The sequence below is a fragment of the Lactobacillus pasteurii DSM 23907 = CRBIP 24.76 genome, assembly GCF_000297025.1.
Classification (GTDB): Bacteria; Bacillota; Bacilli; order Lactobacillales; family Lactobacillaceae; genus Lactobacillus; species Lactobacillus pasteurii.
Window position 1 is genome coordinate 248,961 of sequence record NZ_CAKD01000023.1, and the last position, 20,437, is coordinate 269,397.

General features: G+C 37.4%; 20 protein-coding genes and 1 other annotated feature. Of the genes, 4 read left to right on the forward strand and 16 right to left on the reverse strand.

Annotation, left to right across the window (positions count from 1 at the left end; genetic code table 11):
* Nucleotides 1-39: 39 nt before the first annotated feature.
* Together rpmG and BN53_RS07405 are read right to left on the reverse strand one after the other, a co-directional pair.
* On the reverse strand, nucleotides 40-189 hold the full coding sequence (gene rpmG / locus BN53_RS07400) for a 50S ribosomal protein L33 (RefSeq protein ID WP_009560336.1): 150 nt from the start codon (nucleotides 187-189) through the stop codon (nucleotides 40-42).
* 72 nt (nucleotides 190-261) lie between these two features.
* Entirely contained in the window at nucleotides 262-2,343 is a 2,082-nt protein-coding gene (locus tag BN53_RS07405) for a peptidoglycan D,D-transpeptidase FtsI family protein (protein ID WP_009560337.1), read from the reverse strand.
* A gap of 69 nt (nucleotides 2,344-2,412) precedes the next feature.
* Between BN53_RS07405 and BN53_RS07410 the strand changes: the two genes are divergently transcribed.
* Nucleotides 2,413-4,986 (forward strand): YfhO family protein, encoded by a 2,574-nt coding sequence (locus BN53_RS07410; RefSeq protein WP_040537382.1) that lies wholly within the window; start codon nucleotides 2,413-2,415, stop codon nucleotides 4,984-4,986.
* A 71-nt stretch (nucleotides 4,987-5,057) separates the two neighbouring features.
* Nucleotides 5,058-5,981 (forward strand): N-acetylglucosamine kinase, encoded by a 924-nt coding sequence (locus tag BN53_RS07415; RefSeq protein WP_009560339.1) that lies wholly within the window; start codon nucleotides 5,058-5,060, stop codon nucleotides 5,979-5,981.
* Between the two features lie 81 nt (nucleotides 5,982-6,062).
* On the opposite strand, the gene greA is transcribed toward BN53_RS07415, so the two are convergent.
* The 5 genes from greA to BN53_RS07440 all read right to left on the reverse strand — a co-directional run bounded on the left by greA (nucleotide 6,063) and on the right by BN53_RS07440 (nucleotide 11,561).
* Nucleotides 6,063-6,539: a transcription elongation factor GreA gene (greA, locus tag BN53_RS07420; protein WP_009560340.1), complete on the reverse strand. Its 477-nt coding sequence runs from the start codon at nucleotides 6,537-6,539 to the stop codon at nucleotides 6,063-6,065.
* Nucleotides 6,540-6,609: 70 nt separating this feature from the next.
* Nucleotides 6,610-9,024 (reverse strand): phenylalanine--tRNA ligase subunit beta, encoded by a 2,415-nt coding sequence (gene pheT, locus BN53_RS07425; protein WP_009560341.1) that lies wholly within the window; start codon nucleotides 9,022-9,024, stop codon nucleotides 6,610-6,612.
* Nucleotides 9,024-10,073 carry a phenylalanine--tRNA ligase subunit alpha gene (locus tag BN53_RS07430; protein WP_009560342.1) on the reverse strand — a complete coding sequence of 350 codons (1,050 nt, stop codon included), beginning with the start codon at nucleotides 10,071-10,073 and terminating at the stop codon, nucleotides 9,024-9,026. The genes pheT and BN53_RS07430 overlap by 1 nt, the downstream gene beginning before the upstream one ends.
* Before the next feature lie 37 nt (nucleotides 10,074-10,110).
* Nucleotides 10,111-10,317, reverse strand: a binding site (T-box leader).
* Nucleotides 10,318-10,361: 44 nt separating this feature from the next.
* Nucleotides 10,362-10,712 carry a winged helix-turn-helix transcriptional regulator gene (locus BN53_RS07435; protein WP_009560344.1) on the reverse strand — a complete coding sequence of 117 codons (351 nt, stop codon included), beginning with the start codon at nucleotides 10,710-10,712 and terminating at the stop codon, nucleotides 10,362-10,364.
* Between the two features lie 81 nt (nucleotides 10,713-10,793).
* Nucleotides 10,794-11,561 (reverse strand): TrmH family RNA methyltransferase, encoded by a 768-nt coding sequence (locus BN53_RS07440; protein WP_009560346.1) that lies wholly within the window; start codon nucleotides 11,559-11,561, stop codon nucleotides 10,794-10,796.
* A gap of 94 nt (nucleotides 11,562-11,655) precedes the next feature.
* Between BN53_RS07440 and BN53_RS07445 the strand changes: the two genes are divergently transcribed.
* Complete coding sequence (locus tag BN53_RS07445; protein WP_009560348.1) at nucleotides 11,656-11,991, forward strand: acylphosphatase; 336 nt, start codon at nucleotides 11,656-11,658, stop codon at nucleotides 11,989-11,991.
* Nucleotides 11,992-12,018: 27 nt separating this feature from the next.
* Nucleotides 12,019-12,999 (forward strand): membrane protein insertase YidC, encoded by a 981-nt coding sequence (gene yidC / locus BN53_RS07450; protein WP_009560349.1) that lies wholly within the window; start codon nucleotides 12,019-12,021, stop codon nucleotides 12,997-12,999.
* A gap of 54 nt (nucleotides 13,000-13,053) precedes the next feature.
* Here yidC and BN53_RS07455 read toward each other — a convergent pair whose 3' ends face one another.
* The 9 genes from BN53_RS07455 to BN53_RS07495 all read right to left on the reverse strand — a co-directional run bounded on the left by BN53_RS07455 (nucleotide 13,054) and on the right by BN53_RS07495 (nucleotide 20,412).
* Entirely contained in the window at nucleotides 13,054-14,649 is a 1,596-nt protein-coding gene (locus tag BN53_RS07455; RefSeq protein WP_133286440.1) for a HAMP domain-containing sensor histidine kinase, read from the reverse strand.
* Nucleotides 14,627-15,349, reverse strand: coding sequence for a response regulator transcription factor (locus BN53_RS07460; protein ID WP_009560351.1), 723 nt, complete (start codon nucleotides 15,347-15,349; stop codon nucleotides 14,627-14,629). The genes BN53_RS07455 and BN53_RS07460 overlap by 23 nt, the downstream gene beginning before the upstream one ends.
* Before the next feature lie 134 nt (nucleotides 15,350-15,483).
* Complete coding sequence (locus tag BN53_RS07465; protein WP_009560352.1) at nucleotides 15,484-16,032, reverse strand: DUF177 domain-containing protein; 549 nt, start codon at nucleotides 16,030-16,032, stop codon at nucleotides 15,484-15,486.
* 1 nt (nucleotide 16,033) lies between these two features.
* The gene (locus BN53_RS07470; protein WP_009560353.1) at nucleotides 16,034-17,185 is read right to left on the reverse strand and encodes a nucleotidyltransferase; all 1,152 of its coding nucleotides are present in this window, start codon (nucleotides 17,183-17,185) and stop codon (nucleotides 16,034-16,036) included.
* A gap of 4 nt (nucleotides 17,186-17,189) precedes the next feature.
* On the reverse strand, nucleotides 17,190-17,537 hold the full coding sequence (rsfS, locus tag BN53_RS07475; protein WP_009560354.1) for a ribosome silencing factor: 348 nt from the start codon (nucleotides 17,535-17,537) through the stop codon (nucleotides 17,190-17,192).
* Between the two features lie 12 nt (nucleotides 17,538-17,549).
* The gene (yqeK, locus tag BN53_RS07480) at nucleotides 17,550-18,146 is read right to left on the reverse strand and encodes a bis(5'-nucleosyl)-tetraphosphatase (symmetrical) YqeK (protein ID WP_009560355.1); all 597 of its coding nucleotides are present in this window, start codon (nucleotides 18,144-18,146) and stop codon (nucleotides 17,550-17,552) included.
* On the reverse strand, nucleotides 18,139-18,777 hold the full coding sequence (locus tag BN53_RS07485) for a nicotinate-nucleotide adenylyltransferase (protein ID WP_009560357.1): 639 nt from the start codon (nucleotides 18,775-18,777) through the stop codon (nucleotides 18,139-18,141). The genes yqeK and BN53_RS07485 overlap by 8 nt, the downstream gene beginning before the upstream one ends.
* Before the next feature lie 8 nt (nucleotides 18,778-18,785).
* A complete protein-coding gene (yqeH, locus tag BN53_RS07490; RefSeq protein ID WP_009560358.1) occupies nucleotides 18,786-19,895 on the reverse strand; it encodes a ribosome biogenesis GTPase YqeH in 1,110 nt (369 codons plus the stop codon).
* Nucleotides 19,885-20,412 carry a YqeG family HAD IIIA-type phosphatase gene (locus tag BN53_RS07495; protein WP_009560359.1) on the reverse strand — a complete coding sequence of 176 codons (528 nt, stop codon included), beginning with the start codon at nucleotides 20,410-20,412 and terminating at the stop codon, nucleotides 19,885-19,887. The genes yqeH and BN53_RS07495 overlap by 11 nt, the downstream gene beginning before the upstream one ends.
* Nucleotides 20,413-20,437 lie beyond the last annotated feature (25 nt).

The window sequence follows — 20,437 nt, forward strand, 5'->3', positions numbered from 1 at the left end:
AAAAAAATAGCAGGCATGGAACCTGCTATTTTAATTTGATTACTTAGTTTCACGGTGAAGAGTTGCTCGTCTTTCAACTGGGCAATACTTCTTTAAAGTTAAACGTTCCGGATGCTTACGCTTGTTCTTCTTAGATAAGTAACTTCTATCGCCACATTCGGTGCATTCCAAAATGATGTTGTCTGCCATTTCTTTCACCACCTACAAATTTAATTCTGACTGTATTAGAATAGCATTTTTTTGTCGTTTTGGCTAGCACTTTTACTTATATAATTTGAAATAATCTTGAACCATTGCTTTTGCAACCTGCAAAGTGTACTTTCCTTCTAGGTCTGGATCAAGTCCAGGGAAGACGACAGCTACTGCTAGCTTAGGCTTATTTGATGGTGCAAAGCCAACAAAAGTGGCATTAATTAATTCTCTAGTGTTCTTGCTATTAGGATGCTTAGGGTTGTAGTAGAATGTTTGCGCCGTACCAGTCTTACCTGAAATTGATGGCTTAACATCCTTTAAGAAGTGAGCTGTTCCCCAACCGTTAGTTCCGTGAACTACTCGGTACATCCCTGTTCGAACAACATTAAGTTCAGCTCTAGTCCATGGAATCTGCTGTTGAACATTTGGTTTTTTATCGTAACTGATGTAAACCTTCTTGCCATTGCTACTAGTTTGACCAATTGACTGCACAATATATGGTTGAACGCGATATCCGCCAGTGGCAATCGTTGAAATGTATTGAACTAATTGAATTGGCGTGTAGGCATCATAGTTACCATAGGACAAGTCCAGCAATGAACCTGACAAAAGATTGCCATTGGAGTCATAAGATCTACCTTGAATACCGGCAGTTTCTCCTGGCAAGTCAACGCCAGTCTTTTGACCAAGACCAAACATATTGAAGTTTCTTCTTAGAATTTCAAATGCATTATCTGGCATTGAAATATATTGCTTAGGTACATATTTGGCCTTAACCCAGTTCAAAGCCAAGTGCATCATGTAAATGTTACTTGAAACTTCTAGAGCAGTTTCTGCATCCAAAGAGCTGAAAGTTCCGATTGGATAAACAGACTTCTTAACTGCAGAACCTGGCAAGTAAATTGGCGTTTCTGGCATGGTGTTGCTATAAGGCGTAATTACCTTATTGATCAAACCACCAGCAACTGTCGCACCCTTAACGACCGACCCCATAACAAAGGATTGATTGATTACGCCCAAGGCATTATCAACCGTCTTATTGGTATCAGGATCATGGCTAAGTCCAGCTACTGCTAAAAGCGCACCAGTTTGCGGATTCATCGCAATAGCATATGCGCCGTTTGAATAAGTAGCAGCACCTGAAGCCAAGGCTGATTGATAAACGCTCTTCAAAGCCGCTTGTACTTTCTTTTGATATTGAGCATCAATAGTCAAGACTAAACTTGCACCAGCTTGTCCTTTATAGACTGTCTTAGTTTGCTTAATATCGCCATTTGACTTAGTGATAATTTGATTTTCGGATTTAGAACCCTTTAACAAAGCCTCGTATTCTTTTTCAAGGTAAGAAGTTCCTACTCGATCGTTTCGAGAATATCCTTGTGCTAAGTAATAATGCAAATTGTCGCTAGGCAAACCGGACTTTTCAGTTGAAACAGAACCAATAATACTTTGAATTGACGAACCATTTGGATAAGATCGCTCCCAGTCCGTTCCAATTCCTACACCAGGAAGTTCAGACAAGTGCTCACCAACTAGAGCCAATTCTCGATCAGTTAAATTCTTATTCTTAACATAAATCGTCGACAAAGTATAAGCTCCAGAAATCTTGTTAAAAATAATTGCAGCAGTTTTTTGCTTAGCTGTGTAATGCAACTTTTCGCGCTTAACTTCCGCAATCAAATTTTGCGTTAAATTCTCTGAATCTGCTTGCTGAGCTTTTGGCAATTTTGCCTGAATTTTAGTACTATTAGCTTGATCAGCTAAATAATATTCAGCTAGCATTTCTGACGTTGGTTTTTCGTCGGTAATGCTAATATAATTGCTCAAAGCAGTCGAAATCTGATAAACCTGACTAGTAGAAGTTGAGGCACCTTTGGTATAAGTTATGGCATTGTTGGCTTTATTGCCGACCAATACGCGTCCGCGGGAGTCATACATAACCCCACGAGGTACCTGACTTGAAACTACAGTCGAATCTGTTTTTTCGACTTCTGCTTTAAATTTTGAACCGTATCCTAATTGGAGATAAGCTAATTGGCCAATTAATAGACCAAAAAGCACAAAAATAACTCCAAGAATAATTTTCATTCTGATTGGCGTAGAGCTCTTCTTTTTAGCTCCTGTACCACTATTTTTTCTAAAGTAATCCACGTAAATCGCCCTTCATTGAAACTGCAATTATTTTAACAAAAACCAAAAATTATTTCTATGATTGGATGTATGGCTTTGAAAAAACTTATAACACTAACTCGTTTAAAAACTAATTTCCTAAAAAATTGGGGCTACTGGCTAAGCTTTTTGTTGCCCCTTTTAATATTCTTGACCTATTTTCTGACTAAGGGATTCGACTTTTTAACCGTTGATCTTGGTCAGCAATATATCGACTTCTTAGCCCATTTTAAGCGCTATTTGTTCTCTGATCCTGGAAAATTGATCTACAGCTTTAGCAATGGGCTAGGCGGATCGATGATCGCAACAGTCGCTTATTATCTAACCAGTCCATTCAATTTGCTGTTAATTTTTAGCCCAAATTTACCCATCGCTGTTTTAGTAGTAATCAGCTTGAAAATTGCCACCGCTGGTCTTAGCAGCTTTTATTATTGGAGACATAAATTCAATTTATCGCAAATAGCTACCTTGGCTGCTGCAGCCAGCTATTCATTATGTGGCTTTGCCGTAGCCAACTATTTAAACCTAATGTGGCTAGATTCGGTAATTTTACTGCCAATTTTGTTGAAACAGCTCGACAACTTGCTGACAAAAAAATCCGATAAACTAATTCTGATAACCTTTTTGGCTTGGTTTACCAACTTTTATACCGGATATATGATTTTGCTGTTTGGGTGTTTATATTTTATTAAGGAATTATGCCTCAGCTCAAATACAGCTAAAATTGAACTAATCAAAAAATATTTATGGAAAAGCATTTTAGGTTCATTTTTAGCAAGTTTCATTCTTTGGCCGACATTTTTGGAGCTATTAGCTGGCAAAGCTAGCACTGGAGCGAAATGGAGCCTCAACTTCCAATTCCCTCTAAGCCAAGAATTGAGCAAGCTACTTCCTGGAGCTTACAACTACAGCGAAATGGAAGCAGGGATGCCTAATATTTTTATTTCTTCGTCGCTATTTTTATTAGCTATCGCCTATTTCTTGAATAAAAATATTCTGTGGAAAAAAAGACTAGCTGATGGATTGCTTAGCTTAATTATGATCCTATCGCTAAGTTTTACCCCCCTAGTATTAGTTTGGCATATGGGGCAATTTCCTATTTGGTATCCGGGCCGCTTTAGCTTTATTTTGAGTTTTTTGCTAATTGATTTAGCCTTAACTTGCCTAAAAAATTCCATCAGCTTACTAAACAAATTTGTTTTAGTAGGCTTAGCTGCAGGCTTAGAGGCGTATTGGCTTTGCATCCACAATTCTTTTTCTTTTATAAATGAACAGACCTTAATCCTAGCTGGATTATTCTTGGCATTAAGTCTTTTATATATTTGCTTTATCCATCAAAATATCAGATTTGACACGAGCTTTTTAGCAATTAGTGTTTTGATCGAAATCAGCGCCAATTTAATTTTATCGCTGAACAATATAACTTACCAAAACAACCGTGACTATGAAAATTTTTCCAATAATATGGTCCAAATTAGTAGCCAATTGCCCAAAAATAGTTTTTTCCGCGTCGAAAAGAATTTTTATCGATCAGACAACGACCCCTTTACGGCAAACTATTATGGAATTTCGATTTTCAACTCTGTCAGCGACCAAAAAACTCTAACCCTGCTCAGTCAGCTAGGGTATTTACATAATAGCAATTCTGTCACAAATAATGGTGGCAGCCCAATTTCTGATGCAATTTTGGGAATAAAATACTACATTGAGCCTAATTATGCTCATGATCAAATTAAGGCTAATCAGCAGATGCGCTTTGACAATCTCAACAACCGAGTGGATTTAATCAATTATCCAGTTGAAAAAGAATATCCTCAGTTATTATTGCTCAAAAACAATTTTGCCTTGCCTTTAATTTTTCTAGATAATAATGACTTTAAAAAAGTTCACTTTATTTCAGATAATCCTTTATACAATCAACAATTGCTTTTGCAAAAAATGATTGGAACATCAGCTGACTTTATTGATTATTCTTATTTGCCTAAGCCAAAAACGCAAAATGCCTTAGCAGTTAATACTTCTAGTCTTGAATTTCAAAAATCGCCAAAGGTAAATAATGCCAAAATTATTTTTGAATTAACTATCAAAGACTATAATGACTACTATTTGCAATTGCCGATGGGCATTTCTCCTAAAAATGCCAACCTTATCATCAACGGCCGAAGTATCAATCTTGATATTCGCGATGATCAAAGTAGACTCATCAATATCATCAACCATAAAAAGGGAGAAAAGGTTTCAATTGTTTTTGAAATGCTCAATAACGAACTGAATTTAAACGAACTTAAGCTATGGAAAATTGATACCAACAAATTAGCCAAAAGCCTAATTAAGTTCAATCAAAAACAACCAAGCTTCAAGCAAACTTCAGCCTTTACTCTTAAAGCCAATTTCAAGACGACTACTGAAAAAACCTTGGCCAGCACCGTCCCTTATAGCAAAAATTGGCTTATTTTCGATAATGGCAAATTAATTTCCTCAAAACTAATTTTCAACGCCTTTTTAGGTGGAAAATTAGATAAAGGTCAACATCAATTGTTGTTGGTTTATCTTCCAATTAACCTGATAATTGGCTTATTTTTAAGTTTAATCAGCTTGCTTTTGATTAAATTACATAAAGACTAGACTAATCCGCGTTTGGTTTGATAAAATGAATCCGTATACAGACAAATTTTATATAGAAAGAAGAGTAGAGAATGACTCTTAAGTTTCAAATTGGTGTCGATGCAGGTGGTACCCACTCAACTGCAATCGCTTATGACTTAGAAGGTAAAGAACTTGGCCGTGCTGAAGGCGGTCCTGGTCAAATTAATGCAGATTATGAAGGCGGAATAAATAACATCGCCTCAACAGTCAACGAACTTTTAAACAAGATTGACGGTGACTGTGTTCGCGTTTTGGCAGGTATTGCTGGTTTATCAGTTGTTGGTAACGCTCCTGAAGTTGCTGCAACTATTTCATCAAAGATCAACAACTTGCCAACTAGAGCAATTACTGACTCACTCTTAGCCCTTTACAACGGTCTTGAAGGTGATGATGGTGCTTTAGTTATTGCCGGAACTGGCTCTGTTTACAACGGTTTACAAAACGGTCACTTAATCGCTGTTGGTGGTTACGGCAACATCTTAGGTGACGAAGGTTCTGGTTATGCTATTGCTCGTAGCGCTATGCAATCTGCTTTATTAAGCTGGGACAAGCGTGAAGAAAATGGTTTAATCAAGATGTTTACTGAATTGATGGGCGTTGAAACCATGGGCGACTGCACTGCTAAGTTCTACCGTATGGCTAACCCTGAAGTTGCTGGTATGGCTGTTCACGTTGCTAAGCTTGCTGATGCTGGCGACAAGGATGCTTTAGCAATTATCAAGGAACAAGCACACTTGCTTGCTAGAGACATTATTATCGGTTTAGACCGCTATGAAGATCCTAAGCCAATGAAGATCGCTTTGACTGGTTCTGTTTTAGCCAACAACGAAATGATGCGTGGCTTAATCGAAGATGAAGTTAAGAGTCAATACCCTGACGCTGTCTTTTCAGTTTCAAACGGTGAAAATGCTCGTGGCGTTATGTTCGACAAGAGCAAAGACTACCGTTACTTCACTAATCACGAAGATAGATAATATATACATTTAAATTTTATATTTATAGAAAACAAAAAATGTGAGCTGTTTAGCTCACATTTTTATTTTATTTAATTCGTATTAAGCCTTAACGTCGTTGATAACAACATCAAACTTACCACCAGGAGTAGTAATTGATACTGTTTCACCCTTTTTCTTGCCTAATAAAGCCTTAGCGATTGGTGAATCGTTAGAAATTTTACCGTTCAATGGATCTGATTCGTCACTACCTACGATAGTGTAAGTCTCTGATTCACTTTCACCAACTTCAGTATAAGTAATAGTCTTACCTACTGAAACTTCGTTTGGATCAACAGAGTCAGCGTCAACAACATCTGCATACTTAAGCATTTCTTCAACTTGAGCAATTCTGTCTTCTAAATGACTTTGTTCATCCTTAGCTGCATCGTATTCAGAGTTTTCAGATAAGTCACCAAATGAACGTGCAACCTTGATTCGTTGAATAACTTCTGGTCGCTTAACTAACTTCAAGTTCTTTAATTCTGCTTCTAGCTTTGCTTTTCCTTCAGCAGTCATTGGAAATGATTTTTCAGCCATATTTATTCCCCTTACTAATAATTTATATCACTGATCAATAATATGTTTTTACGCGATCAAAGTCAATAAATTACCGAACTTTAACTTCAAGTTCTTCGACTAGGGCATCAGTAATCTTGTCAACGCTGTTAGTTACGACTTCATCTGTCAAAGTATCTTTTTCATTTAAGAAGACTAACTTGTATGCAAGTGACTTAGCATCATTGTCAATGTGGCTACCTTCGTAAACGTCGATTACCTTCACATCGTGTAGGTATTTTCCACCGTTTGCCTTGATGACATTTTCGATTTGACGGCTAGAAATCTTCTTGTCTACTAATAGTGATAAATCACGTTCAATGCTTGGGAATTTTGGAGCTGGCTTAGCTGTCATACCCTTAGTAATATATTGGCTTAAAACGTCCAAATCAAGCTCGTAAACGTATAATTCAGATCCTCTCAAGCTCTTATCAGCAAGAGTAACTACTCGGTCAATCATTCCAATCAAACCTAAGTATTCCTTGTTGATGTAGATAGCAGCTGTTCTAGTTGGGTGCATGCCTGAAACTACTTCTGCCTTGTATTCAACTTGATCTTGATCAATACCTAAGGCAAGGAACAATTCTTCTAGCTTGCCCTTTACGTAGTAGAAGTCAATTGCTTCGCCTTGATGTTGCCAGTTTGCATCAAAAGTTTCACCAGCAAATAAAGCAGCTAGGTGTTCGCGTTCGTTGTAGCTGCCACCTTCATGGTCATATACTCTACTTTGTTCGAACAAGTTTAATTGCTTTTCTTTTCTTGCCATGTTGTAGCTAGCTGCATCAACCAAACCAGTTATCAAGTTTTGACGAAGAGCTGATCTACTTGAGTTAAGTGGCCATTCAACTTCAACTACAGACTTAGGATTCATAGTGTAGCGAATTGCTTTTTCTGGTGAAGTCAATGAGTAAGAAATTGTTTCGAGCATTCCTTGGCCTTCAACGAACTTCTTGATTCGACGAATTTTTGATTCAAATTCAGTGTAGCCACCAATAGTTTCAGCCAATAATGGTTGAGTTGACTTGATATTGTCATAACCATAGATACGACCTACTTCTTCAACTAGGTCTGCTTGAATTGAAATGTCCCAACGTCTATTTGGCACAGTTACAGTTAACTTATCGCCAGCTGATGCGCACTTAAAGTTCAATTGGTCAAAAATCTTTACGATTTCATCTGAGCTAAGTTCAGTACCCAAAACCTTATTGATGTAGCTGCCAGTTATTTCAATTTCAGTTTCTGGACGCTTGGTGTCAGTAGCCTTCAATAAACCTGCTTCAATAGTTGCACTTGCATCGTTTCTTAGCAACAAAGCTGCCATGTTGATTGCTTTTTCAACATTGTCCCAGTTCACGCCCTTTTCAAAACGGCTTGAAGCTTCTGTTCTGTTAGCATGACGCAAAGCTGACTTACGAACTAAAGTACCATCAAAAATAGCTGCTTCCAAAATCACATCAGTGGTATCAGCTTCAACTTCTGAGTTCTTTCCACCCATGACTCCTGCCATCATAACTGGCTTTTCGCCGTTGGTAATTACGATGTCGTGTGAATCTAATTCTACTTTCTTGTCATTCAAAAGGGTTAGCTTTTCGCCATCGTTTGCTAGTCTTACTTCCAACTTATTATCAGCAAAACTTCTTGCATCATAAGCATGCATTGGTTGACCAGTTAAAAGCATTACATAGTTAGTAACGTCAACTACATTGTTGATTGGTCTGATACCTGCATTCCACAAACGTCTTTGCATCCATAATGGACTTGATGAAACCTTAACGTTGCTTAATTTTCTTAAGTAGAATTTAGGAGCTAACTTTTCATCAATCTTAGCTTCAAAACCATCAGTCCATGCATTGCCGTCTTCTTTTAAGACTACTTCTTCAATCTTTGGCTTTTGATCAACAATAGCAGCAACTTCATAAGCTGCACCTTCCATTGATAAAGTATCAGCACGGTTAGGAGTGATATCGAAGTCTAAAATGTAGTCGTCCATTCCTAAAGCTTCGTATACATCATCGCCTGGCTTAACTTCAGCATCTTCAGGGAAGACATAGATACCATCGGCAAATTCTTTAGGCACTACGCTATCAGGGAAGCCAATTTCTTGTAAACCACAGATCATACCAAGAGATTCAATTCCGCGAATCTTTCCCTTCTTAATCTTGTGATTGCCAGCAACTCTTGCACCTGGCAAAGCTACAATTACTAATTGTCCTGCAGCTACATTTGGTGCACCACAGACAATTTGAAGTGCTTCTTCTTCGCCAACATTAACATGAGTCAAGTGAAGGTGAGTTCCTTCAATGTCTTCACAATCAAGCACATGACCAACTACTAGCTTCTTTAAACCATCTTGAGGGTGTTCAACTGAAGCAATTTCAACACCAGTTCTAGTAATCTTTTCGCCTAAATCCTTAGGATCAATATCTAAATCTAAAAAGTCTTTTAACCAATTGTATGAAACTAGCATTAATTTTCCTCCTTACGGAATTGCTTTAAGAAACGAACGTCATTAGTGTAGAAATCACGAATGTCATCAACACCATATTTAAGAATGGCTAAACGATCCAAACCAACACCAAATGCAAAACCACCATAAACTGATGAATCTACGCCAGCATTTTCCAAAACGTTAGGGTGAACCATACCTGCACCTAAGATTTCAATCCAGCCAGTATACTTACAAATTGGGCATCCCTTGCCATCACAATTGAAGCAAGAAACATCCATTTCAACAGATGGTTCAGTAAATGGGAAGTAACTTGGACGCAAACGAGTTTGACGGTCTTGACCAAACATGTGCTTGGCAATAAGTTCAAGCGTTCCCTTTAAATCACCCATAGTAACGTGCTTGTCGATAACTAAACCTTCCATTTGCATGAATTGGTGTGAGTGCGTAGCATCGTCATCATCGCGGCGGTAAACTTTACCAGGACCAACCATCTTCAAAGGACCCTTTGAAAAATCATGCTTTTCTAAAACTCTTGCTTGGTCACCGGAAGTTTGACTTCTAAGCAAGTTTTCGCCATCAACATAGAAAGTTGCTTGCATATCGCGAGCTGGGTGATCTTTTGGCAAGTTCATCATTTCAAAGACATAGTGGTCAGTTTCAACTTCTGGTCCTTGAACAACTTGGTAACCCATTGCAATGAACAATTCTTCCAAGTCATCTAAAATAACGTAAATTGGGTGCTTTGCGCCAACACTTGATTTTCTTCCGGGAAGAGTAACATCTACTCGTTCATCTTCAAGCTTCTTTTGAATCAAAGCGCTTACGATATTCTTCTTGGTTTCATCTAATTGAGCATTGAACAAATCACGAAGTTCGTTTACTCTTTGACCAACTTCGCGACGGTTTTCTGGTGCGACTTCCTTCATTGAGTGCAAAATGCTAGTCAATTCACCTTTTTTACCAACTAATTGTACGCGAACTTCATTCAAGCGCTTTTCGTCGGTTGCCTTTTTAATTTCTTCTAGACCTTCTTCGCGAAGCTCTTTCAACTTATCAAATAAGTCCATTTACTCTTTCCTTTCACAAACAAAAAAGCTTCATCCCAATAGGGACGAAGCTTCGCGGTACCACCCTCATTTGGGCCTGGTAAGACCCACACTCAAGTTTTCGATAACGGTGAAATACCGGAATTTACTAGATCCTACTAACAAGATGAAATTCACAAAATCCATTAAAATCTCCCTTGCAGCCGATGGAGAGATCTCTCTAAGCAAATGAATTTTTGCTACTAGTCTTGCTCACTGTAATTAAGTACTAGGATAATTCATTTCTTGCACTCTTGCAAGTGCTTTTTGTTAGACCCACTTATCTGCCCAATGGTGAACTTGATCAAAAACAGGCTTTAAATCGGCTCCTTTTTGAGTAAGGCCATATGAGATAATGCCACTGTCACTATCAACCGTTCTTCTAACGATCTTCTCTTCTTCTAGTTCCTTCAATCTTTCAACTAAAACTCGATCTGAACAAGCGGTAATAGTTCTGGCTAAATCCTTAAAACGCATGTCTTCTGTATCGCACAAAGTGCTGATAATCAAGCCATTCCATTTTTTGCCAATAATTTGGAAGGCATTGATAAAGTGATTACACAATTCATATTCTTCTGGCGTACATCCGCCAGCTTTTTTGTTTTTTGTTTCCTCAACCATCAAAAATACTCCTTATCCTATCTAAAAAAGTATCTTACTAATAGTAATTATAGAAAATCTACTTACTAATTACAAGTGATATTATTTAGAAAAATGGTAAATCATAATTCCAGCAGCTACAGCCGCATTTAACGACTCTGCTTGTCCGATAATTGGAATGTATAATTTTTCATCAGCAAGTTCTGCCACATCTAAAGCGACTCCATGTGCTTCATTGCCAATAATCAAAGCTAATTGAGCGACAAGATCAAAATCATTCAATTTCTTTGCTTCTGGATCTAGCATACTGGCATAAACTGGAACAGAATAATTCTTGAATTGCTGAATTGCATCCTTTACATCATTAATGATCAAACTAATATGGAATTGACTTCCTTGCATCGCGCGTTGAACCTTTGGATTATAAATATCTACGCTTTGTGGAGAAATAATCACTCCATCAAAGCCAGCCGCATCAGCAGTTCTAATGATGGTGCCGACATTTCCCGGATCAGCTAAGTCAGCCAAGATTACCCATTTACCAAAATTAAAGTTGAAGTTCTTAGGTTGAAAAATTTTCAAAACCATAAAAATTCCCTGGGTTGTCTTGGTTGCACTCAAATGTTGGGCAATCTTCTCGCTAATTTCAATCAAACGCTGATCATCAGGCAAGTCGTATTTTTCAATCACTTTGGCCAATTCATCAGCCGTACCCAAGATATATAGGTACTTTTGCTTAGATTTAATCGCTTCGTCGATTAAGTGGAAGCCTTCAATCATGTATTGGCCGAAGCTTTCGCGATATTTTTTCTTTTCAAGTTTGGCCAAAGTTTTTATCAACTTGTTATTAGTAGAGTCTATTTTTTCCATTTGTCGTTCCTTATTTTGGTTTATTTATCAATTCTGCTATAATCACATTAACACAATATTATATAATATCAGATTTTTTAACAGGAAAAAACAAATGAGTATCTTCGATAGATTTTCTTCTAAATTATCAAATAATAATTCAAATGACCCCAAAGTAGAAACTTGGGAATTGATTGCCTCTGGAACTGTTCAAGGCGTAGGATTTCGCTGGAGTGTTCAGACGCTAGCACAAAGTTGCAAATTACACGGTACAGTACAAAATAATCCAGATTTAACTGTTACCATTCGCTTGCAAGGAAGCAAAGATGAAATCAATCATTTCATTGAACTTTTGCCAAGTCAGCTTTCACCCTTTGCCCATTTAGAAAAAATTGAGATAAATAGTCTTGGAAAGCTAGCAAAGATGCATGGATTTCATGTATTATATTGATGTTATACTTTTTAATCAGGTGGTTTAATGAAAAAAATACAAAAATACTTTTTCCTTATTGCAATGCTAGCTTTGCTGGCATTAATCGTTACTGGATGTTCCGGTAGTGGCAATCCTAATACCAACACTCCACCTTCAAGTGGTGTCTATGGCTGGATCTATCAATGGATCGGTTTACCTATCCAAAATATTATGATCAAACTTGGCCATCAACTAGGTGGAGCAAATGGTATTGGTTGGTCAATTGTGATCATTACCTTAGTAGTTCGTTTAATTTTACTTCCTTTGATGGTTTACCAACAAAAAAAGGGTGTTACTCAGCAACAAAAGATGGGGCGTTTGCAACCACAGCTCACTTTAATTCAAGAAGCTATGCGTCGCAAATCAATTACGCCTGAGCAACAAATGCAACTATCTACTTGGCAAAGGGAACTTTATTCTAAGAACCAGGTATCACTAACTGGTGGAATGGGCTGCTTGCCTTTATTAATTCAAATGCCAATTATGATTGGTATTTACCAAGCTGTAGCCTACTCTGCAGATTTAAAGAGTGCTAGTTTCTTCGGAATTTCGCTAACTTCTAAATCATTGCTCTTAGCTATCTTGGCTACCTTGTTTGCGGTTATTCAGTCATACATGTCAACTATTGGCGTTCCAGCTGAGCAAAAGAAGGCTATGCAATCTGTTTTGATTATCAGCCCAATTACAACCATGTTCTTTGCTCTATCATTCTCTGGAGCATTGGCGCTTTACTGGACAGCTGGTAACTTCATGATGATTATTCAACAAGCAATCACTACTTTCATTGTTACTCCAAGAGAAAAGAAGAGAATTGCTAAAGAGCTTGAAGATAGCCCTGTTCAAGTCGTAGTTACCCAAAAAGATATTGATGATCTCTTCAGTGGCAAGACTGCTACTACTGAAACAGCTCAAAATAGTGAGCTTCACCAAGATCTTCGCAAGCGTAATCAAGGTAAGCAACAAAGAAGCGACAAAAATTCTAAATAACAAAAGAAGTTGATAAATCGTTTTAAATACGTTTATCAACTTCTTTTTGTATGCTTACATTTGGGTATCGTTTCGATCACCGTGAACTTGCTTTTGATCAAGTTTTTCTAGGCGTAGAGCCTCTTTTTTGGAAATAACAGGAAATTCCATAATAAATTGACTTCCTTGTCCTAGGACTGATTTCACGCTAATTTCGCCATGATAGCTAGTTACTAGCTTCTGGGCAATAGATAAGCCTAAACCATTGCCACCCTTTTCTCTGGTGCGGGCCTTATCAACTCGGTAGAAACGATTGAAAATCTTATCCTGATCTTCTTGGGAAATTCCCTCGCCGAAGTCTTGGACAATAATTCTCACCTTATCTTGAGTCAAACCGGCTGAAACATTGATTTGCTTGAGATCGGTCGAATATTTGATTCCGTTATCGATCAAAATTACCAATAACTGCTCGAAATGTCCCTGATAAATCTGAATCTTGGTTTCTTCTGGTAGATCTTCCATATCAAGCTGAACATTGAAATCTGGATGAACCATCTGCATATCACCAGTTACTCTTCGTAAAATATCACTTACAACAGCTGTTTTGTTAGGATATTGAACATTGATTTGCTCTGCTCTAGTCAAGTCGAGCATTTCCTGAATCAAATGTTTCATTCGATCAGCTTCTTGAATTGAAGCGTCGATTGATTCATCCAAAATTTCAGGATCTTCCTTTCCCCAACGCTTGAGCATATTCAAATGTCCCTCAATTACTGCAACAGGAGTTCTCAATTCATGAGATACATCGCTAACAAATTCTTTTTGTTGCACGATATAACGCTGCATTCTATCTAACATACTATTAAAGCTTTCCGCCAATTCTTCAAGTTCATCATGGCGATGAAGGTCTTGAATTCGAACCTCACTATTAGGATCGTTGTTAACTTCTCTAGCGACTGCAGAAATCTGGTTGATTGGATCAACCACATCGCGAACAACCAAAAAGGCAATGATAGTAAAGATAATAATCGCAGCTACTGAAATGACCAACATCCAGATCAATAGATTATGCATCAACTTGTTATAGTAAGTCATTTTATTCAAAACAACGATATAGCCTGTAACTTTTCCTGAACGAGAGGATATTACTTTGCTATAGGTAACCAGAATTTGCTTACCTTTGACAGTCTGCTTCTGGAATTTGGTGTCGGCCTTAAATTTCTTCAATTTAGGCGTACCCATGCCATTTGAAAAGACTATCTCATTGTGTTTGTTATAAACTGCCACTAACACATCTGGATTAGTAACCGAAGACAGTAAATCATCGCTAAAAGCAGATGATACATCTTTAGGTTTTCTAATGACACTATTAGCCCCACTCTTTAAAACATCCCTAGTAGATGGAGATAGCGCTGGTACAACGTTAGCGATCTGCAATTCGCTATCAATTGTATTCAATCGACTATCTAAATTAGTAACTACCTTTTGTGATGTTTCTTTTTGTTGGCTAATAGATTGCTGGCTTACTGTTGAATAAATTACTATCGAAAAAATAGTAAAAGAGACTACTATCGTCAATGCAACGATAATAACCCAACGCACGATTAGCGATGAGTGTTCAGTCTCTTTTTTAATAGCTTTAATTTTTTTATCGGCGGACATCGTCTTCATCTCTTACCATGTAGCCAGTTCCGCGAACAGTCTTGATGTAAGATGGACGACCAGGAATATCAATCTTGTTACGCAAATAACGAACATAAACTTCAACAACGTTAGTTTCAATATTTGATTCTGGACCCCAGATCTTGCTTAGCAACTGATTACGGCTAACAACATTGTTCTTATTATCAATTAATGTCATCAATAAGTTGTATTCACGCTTAGTTAAGTCAACAACTCGACCATCGCCGCGGTGAACAATTCTATTAGCAGTTTCAATAGTTAAGTCTTTAAAACGAACGATTTGTTGCTTATTTGCATAACCAACATTTTGTACGCGCTTTTCAATCTTTACTCGGCGTAAAACGGCACGTAATCTAGCAAGCAATTCTTCAATTGCAAATGGCTTAATAATGTAATCGTCTGCACCGTGATCAAGACCTGACACACGGTCAATTACAGAATCTCTAGCAGTCATCATGATAATTGGAGTGGTCTTAACTTGACGAACCCGACGAGCAATTTCCAAACCGTTAAGGTCTGGCAACATTAGGTCTAGCAAAATAGCATCGAAGTCTTCATTCAATGCAAGTTCCAAACCCTTGCGTCCGTTAGTTTCTACAACCGTTTCGTAGTTTTCGTGTTGCAATTCCAATTCCACAAAACGGAGTAAATTCTTTTCATCTTCAATAATTAAAATTCTTTTTGCCATGTCTATCAAGTTCCTCATCAATAAATTTACTAATTGTATATAAGCTATTAAAAAAAGGTTTCGCTTTAATAATATGTTAAATAAGTTAGAATGACAAGAAGAAATCTTCATTCTACTAATTATCTTAACAATTTTTAGTTCTCTTCATCCTCAGAAAACAACTTTTTCAATTCTGCAAAAGCTGGATTAATCTGATTCTTCTTTCCTGCTTCGAAATCTTGTTCAGATACTACTTCCCAGTCATTTCCTTCTGGAAAAATATCTTCATTTTCCTCTTCTGGCGTCAGGATAGTTTCAGGGATATTCAATAATATGTTGTCCTCAATAGCAGTTTGCAAATCAATTAGATCTTTATCAACTTTAACAATTGGATCTGCTTCATCTAACATTTCCTGTTTAGTTGGAGTTTGCAAAGAATAGTTCTCAGTAAAAGTGAATTCTTCGTGGTAGTCAACTGCTTTCAAACTTCTACTTGATGGAACAACTAAATCAGCTACAACCTTAAAATTGCCAGTAACATAAGGTTCTTGATAGAACATGTCACCAGTTACTTTAACGTTTTTAGCTTCAAACAATAAATCTTTTGCCCGCTCAAAAAATTCTGGACGCATTTGAACGTCTTCTTCAATATGAGTTAGTGGAGCAGAGCTTTTTTTAATCGTAGAAAAATTAATAGTTAACATCTTACACCTCAATTGGTCTTTGACCAAAGTTCTGGTCATCCTTCATCAACTGTTCAAATAAGCGATCCACACGTACTTGCAGGCCTAATGAACCGCTTTTTGCTTCACGACGGTCTACTTTTGAAATAATTTTCGTCTTGAAATTCTTTCGATTCTTTTTTAGATATTGACGGCCTCTTTTGCTAAATCCTAGCAAAATCAATTTTTCATCGTTGAAGCTATCAACCATATCATCCTGAGTAACATTTAGCAAAGTGAATAGACTTAATCTGCGCAAACGCGAATAAGTGTAGCGCTTTGACTTAACGTGACGCAAGAATTCCGTGAAGTCATTAGCCAAATGAATCTCTTGCTTAAATTTATACTCCAAGCCTTCGCTCATTTGATAAATATCTCTAAGTTCGGATAAACTTGCTGACTCTACGCGATACTTGAAGAATGGATATAGCAAATCCCAGTTAGGATAAATTTCCTGCGCCATCAACTTTTTAGCTTCTTCTTTAGGTAGCCATTGCGAAAGTTGTGTTTTATCTTCATTATGCAAAAGTAAATTGCGAATTGCACTGGCACTTTGAACTGCAGCCGTTGTTTTCAAGATATCGTCATGTCCAGCTCCAATTCGATTGATTGGATGCAATTTCATCGGCGAACCTAGATTATAATTCGCCACCGAATAAGCCAATCCTAAAATCGCATTAGGAGCATTGACTTCAAAGCCTACTTCTCTAGCAACCATTTGATTATACTGGGTTGAATAAGTTTGACTATAATCATTAAAATCCATATGATTTTGCGGAATTTCTGCAATTTTGCTACCAAGATAGGCAAAATTCAGATTGGCATTTTCCACACCAAAAACCAAGGTCTCTGCACCTAATCTATATAGTTGATCCATGCCACCTAAAGCAAATAGGTCAGCTGCTTGAACTGCAGTCGAAAATGGCAACTCCAAGACTAAGTCAGCACCAGCTCTTAAAGCAGCTTCTGCTCTAGTATGCTTATCCATAATTGCCATTTCACCGCGTTGAACATAGTTGCCTGACATCAAAACAATAATTGGATCTTTGCCAGCCACTAGCCTAGCCTGATTCAGCAAAAACTCATGACCACTATGAAATGGATTGTATTCAGCAATGATTCCAACGACACTCATTAAATTAGTCTTCCTTCAATTCGACTGACTTGCCATCCATCCACAATTTTTCAAGATTGTAGAATTCACGTGCATCCTTAGTGAAAATGTTGACAACTACGTCTTTTAAGTCAATCAACAACCAATTTGAATCTCTAGTTCCTTCGATTCGGTAATCGCTGTATTCATTTTGATGAGCTTCTTCGATAATTGCATTAGCAATTGCGTGCAATTGACGGTTTGAACCTGCACTAGTTACTACATAGTAGTCAGCCAAAATACTGATGCCGCGCATATCGTATGCTTCAGTATCTTCACCATGACGGTCGCTAATTGCTTTAACAACAAAGTTTAAGATTTCTGTACTAGTCAAAATTTTTTCTCCTTATTTCTTTATACTCCAAACATTATATGCCTCTAAAGTGCGAGGATATATCTTGTTTCGCTTTTCTATCAAAAATTCCAAAGTATGTGCCAACTGATATCCAACACCATCGTCTAAGTTGGCATAAGTTATTTCTCTAGCTTCCTCTACGCCTTCGAAATCTCGACCCGGCTCGATAAAATCGGCCATAAAAACTATCTTGTCTAAGGTAGTCATTTCTACATCTGCAGTAGTATGTCTGTAGACTGCTTGTAAGATCTCTGGATCAGTAATGCCCAGATCCTTTTTAATGAAGTAGCTACCAACAATTCCGTGCCAGATTGCTCTATTCCAATTTAACAGGTCTTGATCAAAGTTTTGACTTTTGATTACTTCAATATATGTTTCAACTGGAACTTGCTTTGCATAATCATGAACAAAACCTGCTAAAGCCGCCTTTTCTGGATCATAATCATTTAACTCTGCTAATTTTCGAGCAGTCTCACTAACCCGAACGCAATGATTGAATCTATTTTCATCCATATTAGCTTTTTCTTTGGCAATCAATTCCTCACTACTAAGTGGAGAATAAGTATTGGCAAAAACTAACTTAGTCAAGATAGAGCCCCTTTTCTTCAATATATTTTCTAACATCTTCAGGTACTAAATATCTAATTGAAGTACCAGTCTTTACTGACAAACGAATAGCCGTTGAACTTAAACGCATATCTGGCGCATCAACCCAAATCATTGGATAATGCGGATCTTGTGGATATCCTGGCCTGCGAATTCCGACTAAAGTCGCCATCTTAGCAATTTCATCAGGATCTTTCCATGTATGGAAACTATTAACTTGATCACTACCCATAATTAGGTAATAATCATTCTCTGGTGCTTCTTTTTTTAGATAGCGTAAAGTATCAACAGTGTAAGAAATGCCGCCTCTAAAGAGCTCTAGGAGCTTAACACGAAACTTAGGATTGTCACGGGTAGCCAAATTAAGCATCGCTGCCCGATCCCTAGCAGACGTTAAAGGAGCGTTTTTATGAGGTGGAATATTATCAGGAATAAACCATACCTCATCTAGCTTTAGTTTGGTCATTGCCTGCTCAGCAGCAACTAAGTGAGCCAGATGAACTGGATTGAATGTTCCGCCCATAATTCCGATTTGTCTGCCATGTCGTTTTTCATTAATTTTAGGCTCAACTTTAGTAATTGGGCCTTTTTCAAAATATGTATGCCCTGCCATTTTTACCTCTAAATCAATGCTCTTCTAATTCCTAAGCCAATTTGTCCTGGTGTATAAGCCTTTACCACACAACCTTCTGGTACAGTAATAAAGCCAATTCCACCAAACAACAAGTCGCTCTTATACGTCGTTTTAAATTCTTTACCCTTCATTTCAGGCAAGTCTTTGGTTGTTTTTGGTGGCGTCAACATTTCGCCAAAATGCTTTTGGTAAAATTCATCTGCCTTTTCCAATTTAGTTCGATGCACATAAACTTCTCTTGGCACATAAACTGTGAAACTAGTTGATTCGCCCTTAACGTAATCAATTCGACCTAAACCACCTAAAAATAGAGTGTTTCCAGGCAACAATTGGTATGTTGCAGGTTTGAGCGGTTTTTTAGGGGAGACAAGCGCTAAATCTTTTGCATCAAGATAAGTTGCCAATTGATTTTTGGTCATGATTCCTGGCGTATCTACCAAGAAGTGACCATTATCTAATGGAATCTCGATTCTATCTAAAGTAGTACCAGGAAACCGTGAGGTGGTTATCAAATCCTTAATGTCACCCATCTTATCAATGATAGCGTTGATCAAAGTTGATTTACCTACGTTAGTGGTTCCAACGAAGTAGACATCGCGATCAGTCGAAGCTTTATTCAAGTATTCGATCAATTCGTCAAGGTACTTTTGCTTAGCTGCACTAATCAAAAATACTTCTTTAGGATACAAACCCATTCTATTAGCTTCTTGTCTCATCCAATCCTTAATTCGACTTTGACGAGAATTTTTTGGGAAAAGATCAAACTTATTTCCAACTAAGATAAAATCATTATCCCCAACAAATCGCTTCAACGAGGTCAAAATTGAATTAGAAAAATCAAACAAGTCAACGACATTAACGATTAAAGCCTTTTTATTTGCTAAAGAATTCAAAAGATTTAAGAAATCATCATTATTTAGCTCAACTGGCATGATTTCGTTGTAATGTCTTAAACGGAAGCATCTCTGGCAGTAAACATCTGCTCTTTCATCTTCAATTGCCTTTTTTAAGGCACTTGCTGGTAAATATCCTGCCTTAGTAACATCTTCAGATTGTAATCTGGAGCCGCAACCAATACAGATAATATCATTTTCCATTTTTTAGATCCTCCTCAAATACTACCTTATGCGTCAAGTTTAAAAAGAAGAAAATGATCTTTTCAAAGAAGCGATTAATTCTAGTATTCCATTTATCAGTTTCAACTAACGGTCTAACCAAAACAGATTTGACGCCTGCCAAATTTCCGGCTTGGATGTCTGTGATCAGTTGATCTCCGACCATCATAACTTCATCTTTTTGCAAGCCTAAGCTTTCCCGTTCATCGTTAATTGCAAATGGTAGAGGCTTTCTTGCCTTAGCAACAAATTCAATTCCGTATGGATCTAGGACTTTGCCAACTCTTTGCGCATTGTTGTTAGAAATAACTACTAGTCTTATACCGGCCTTAGCCAATCTTTTGTTCAACCTGTCCATTTCCTGAGCTGTTTCAAATTTATTCCAGGCTAACAGGGTGTTATCTAGATCTGAAAAAACCGCCCTAATCCCCATTTGCTTTAGCTTATCTGTTTTTAAATTATAAATCGAATTTACTGTGTACTTAGGTCTAAATAACATTCAGTCTTTCCCTTCATTAAATTAC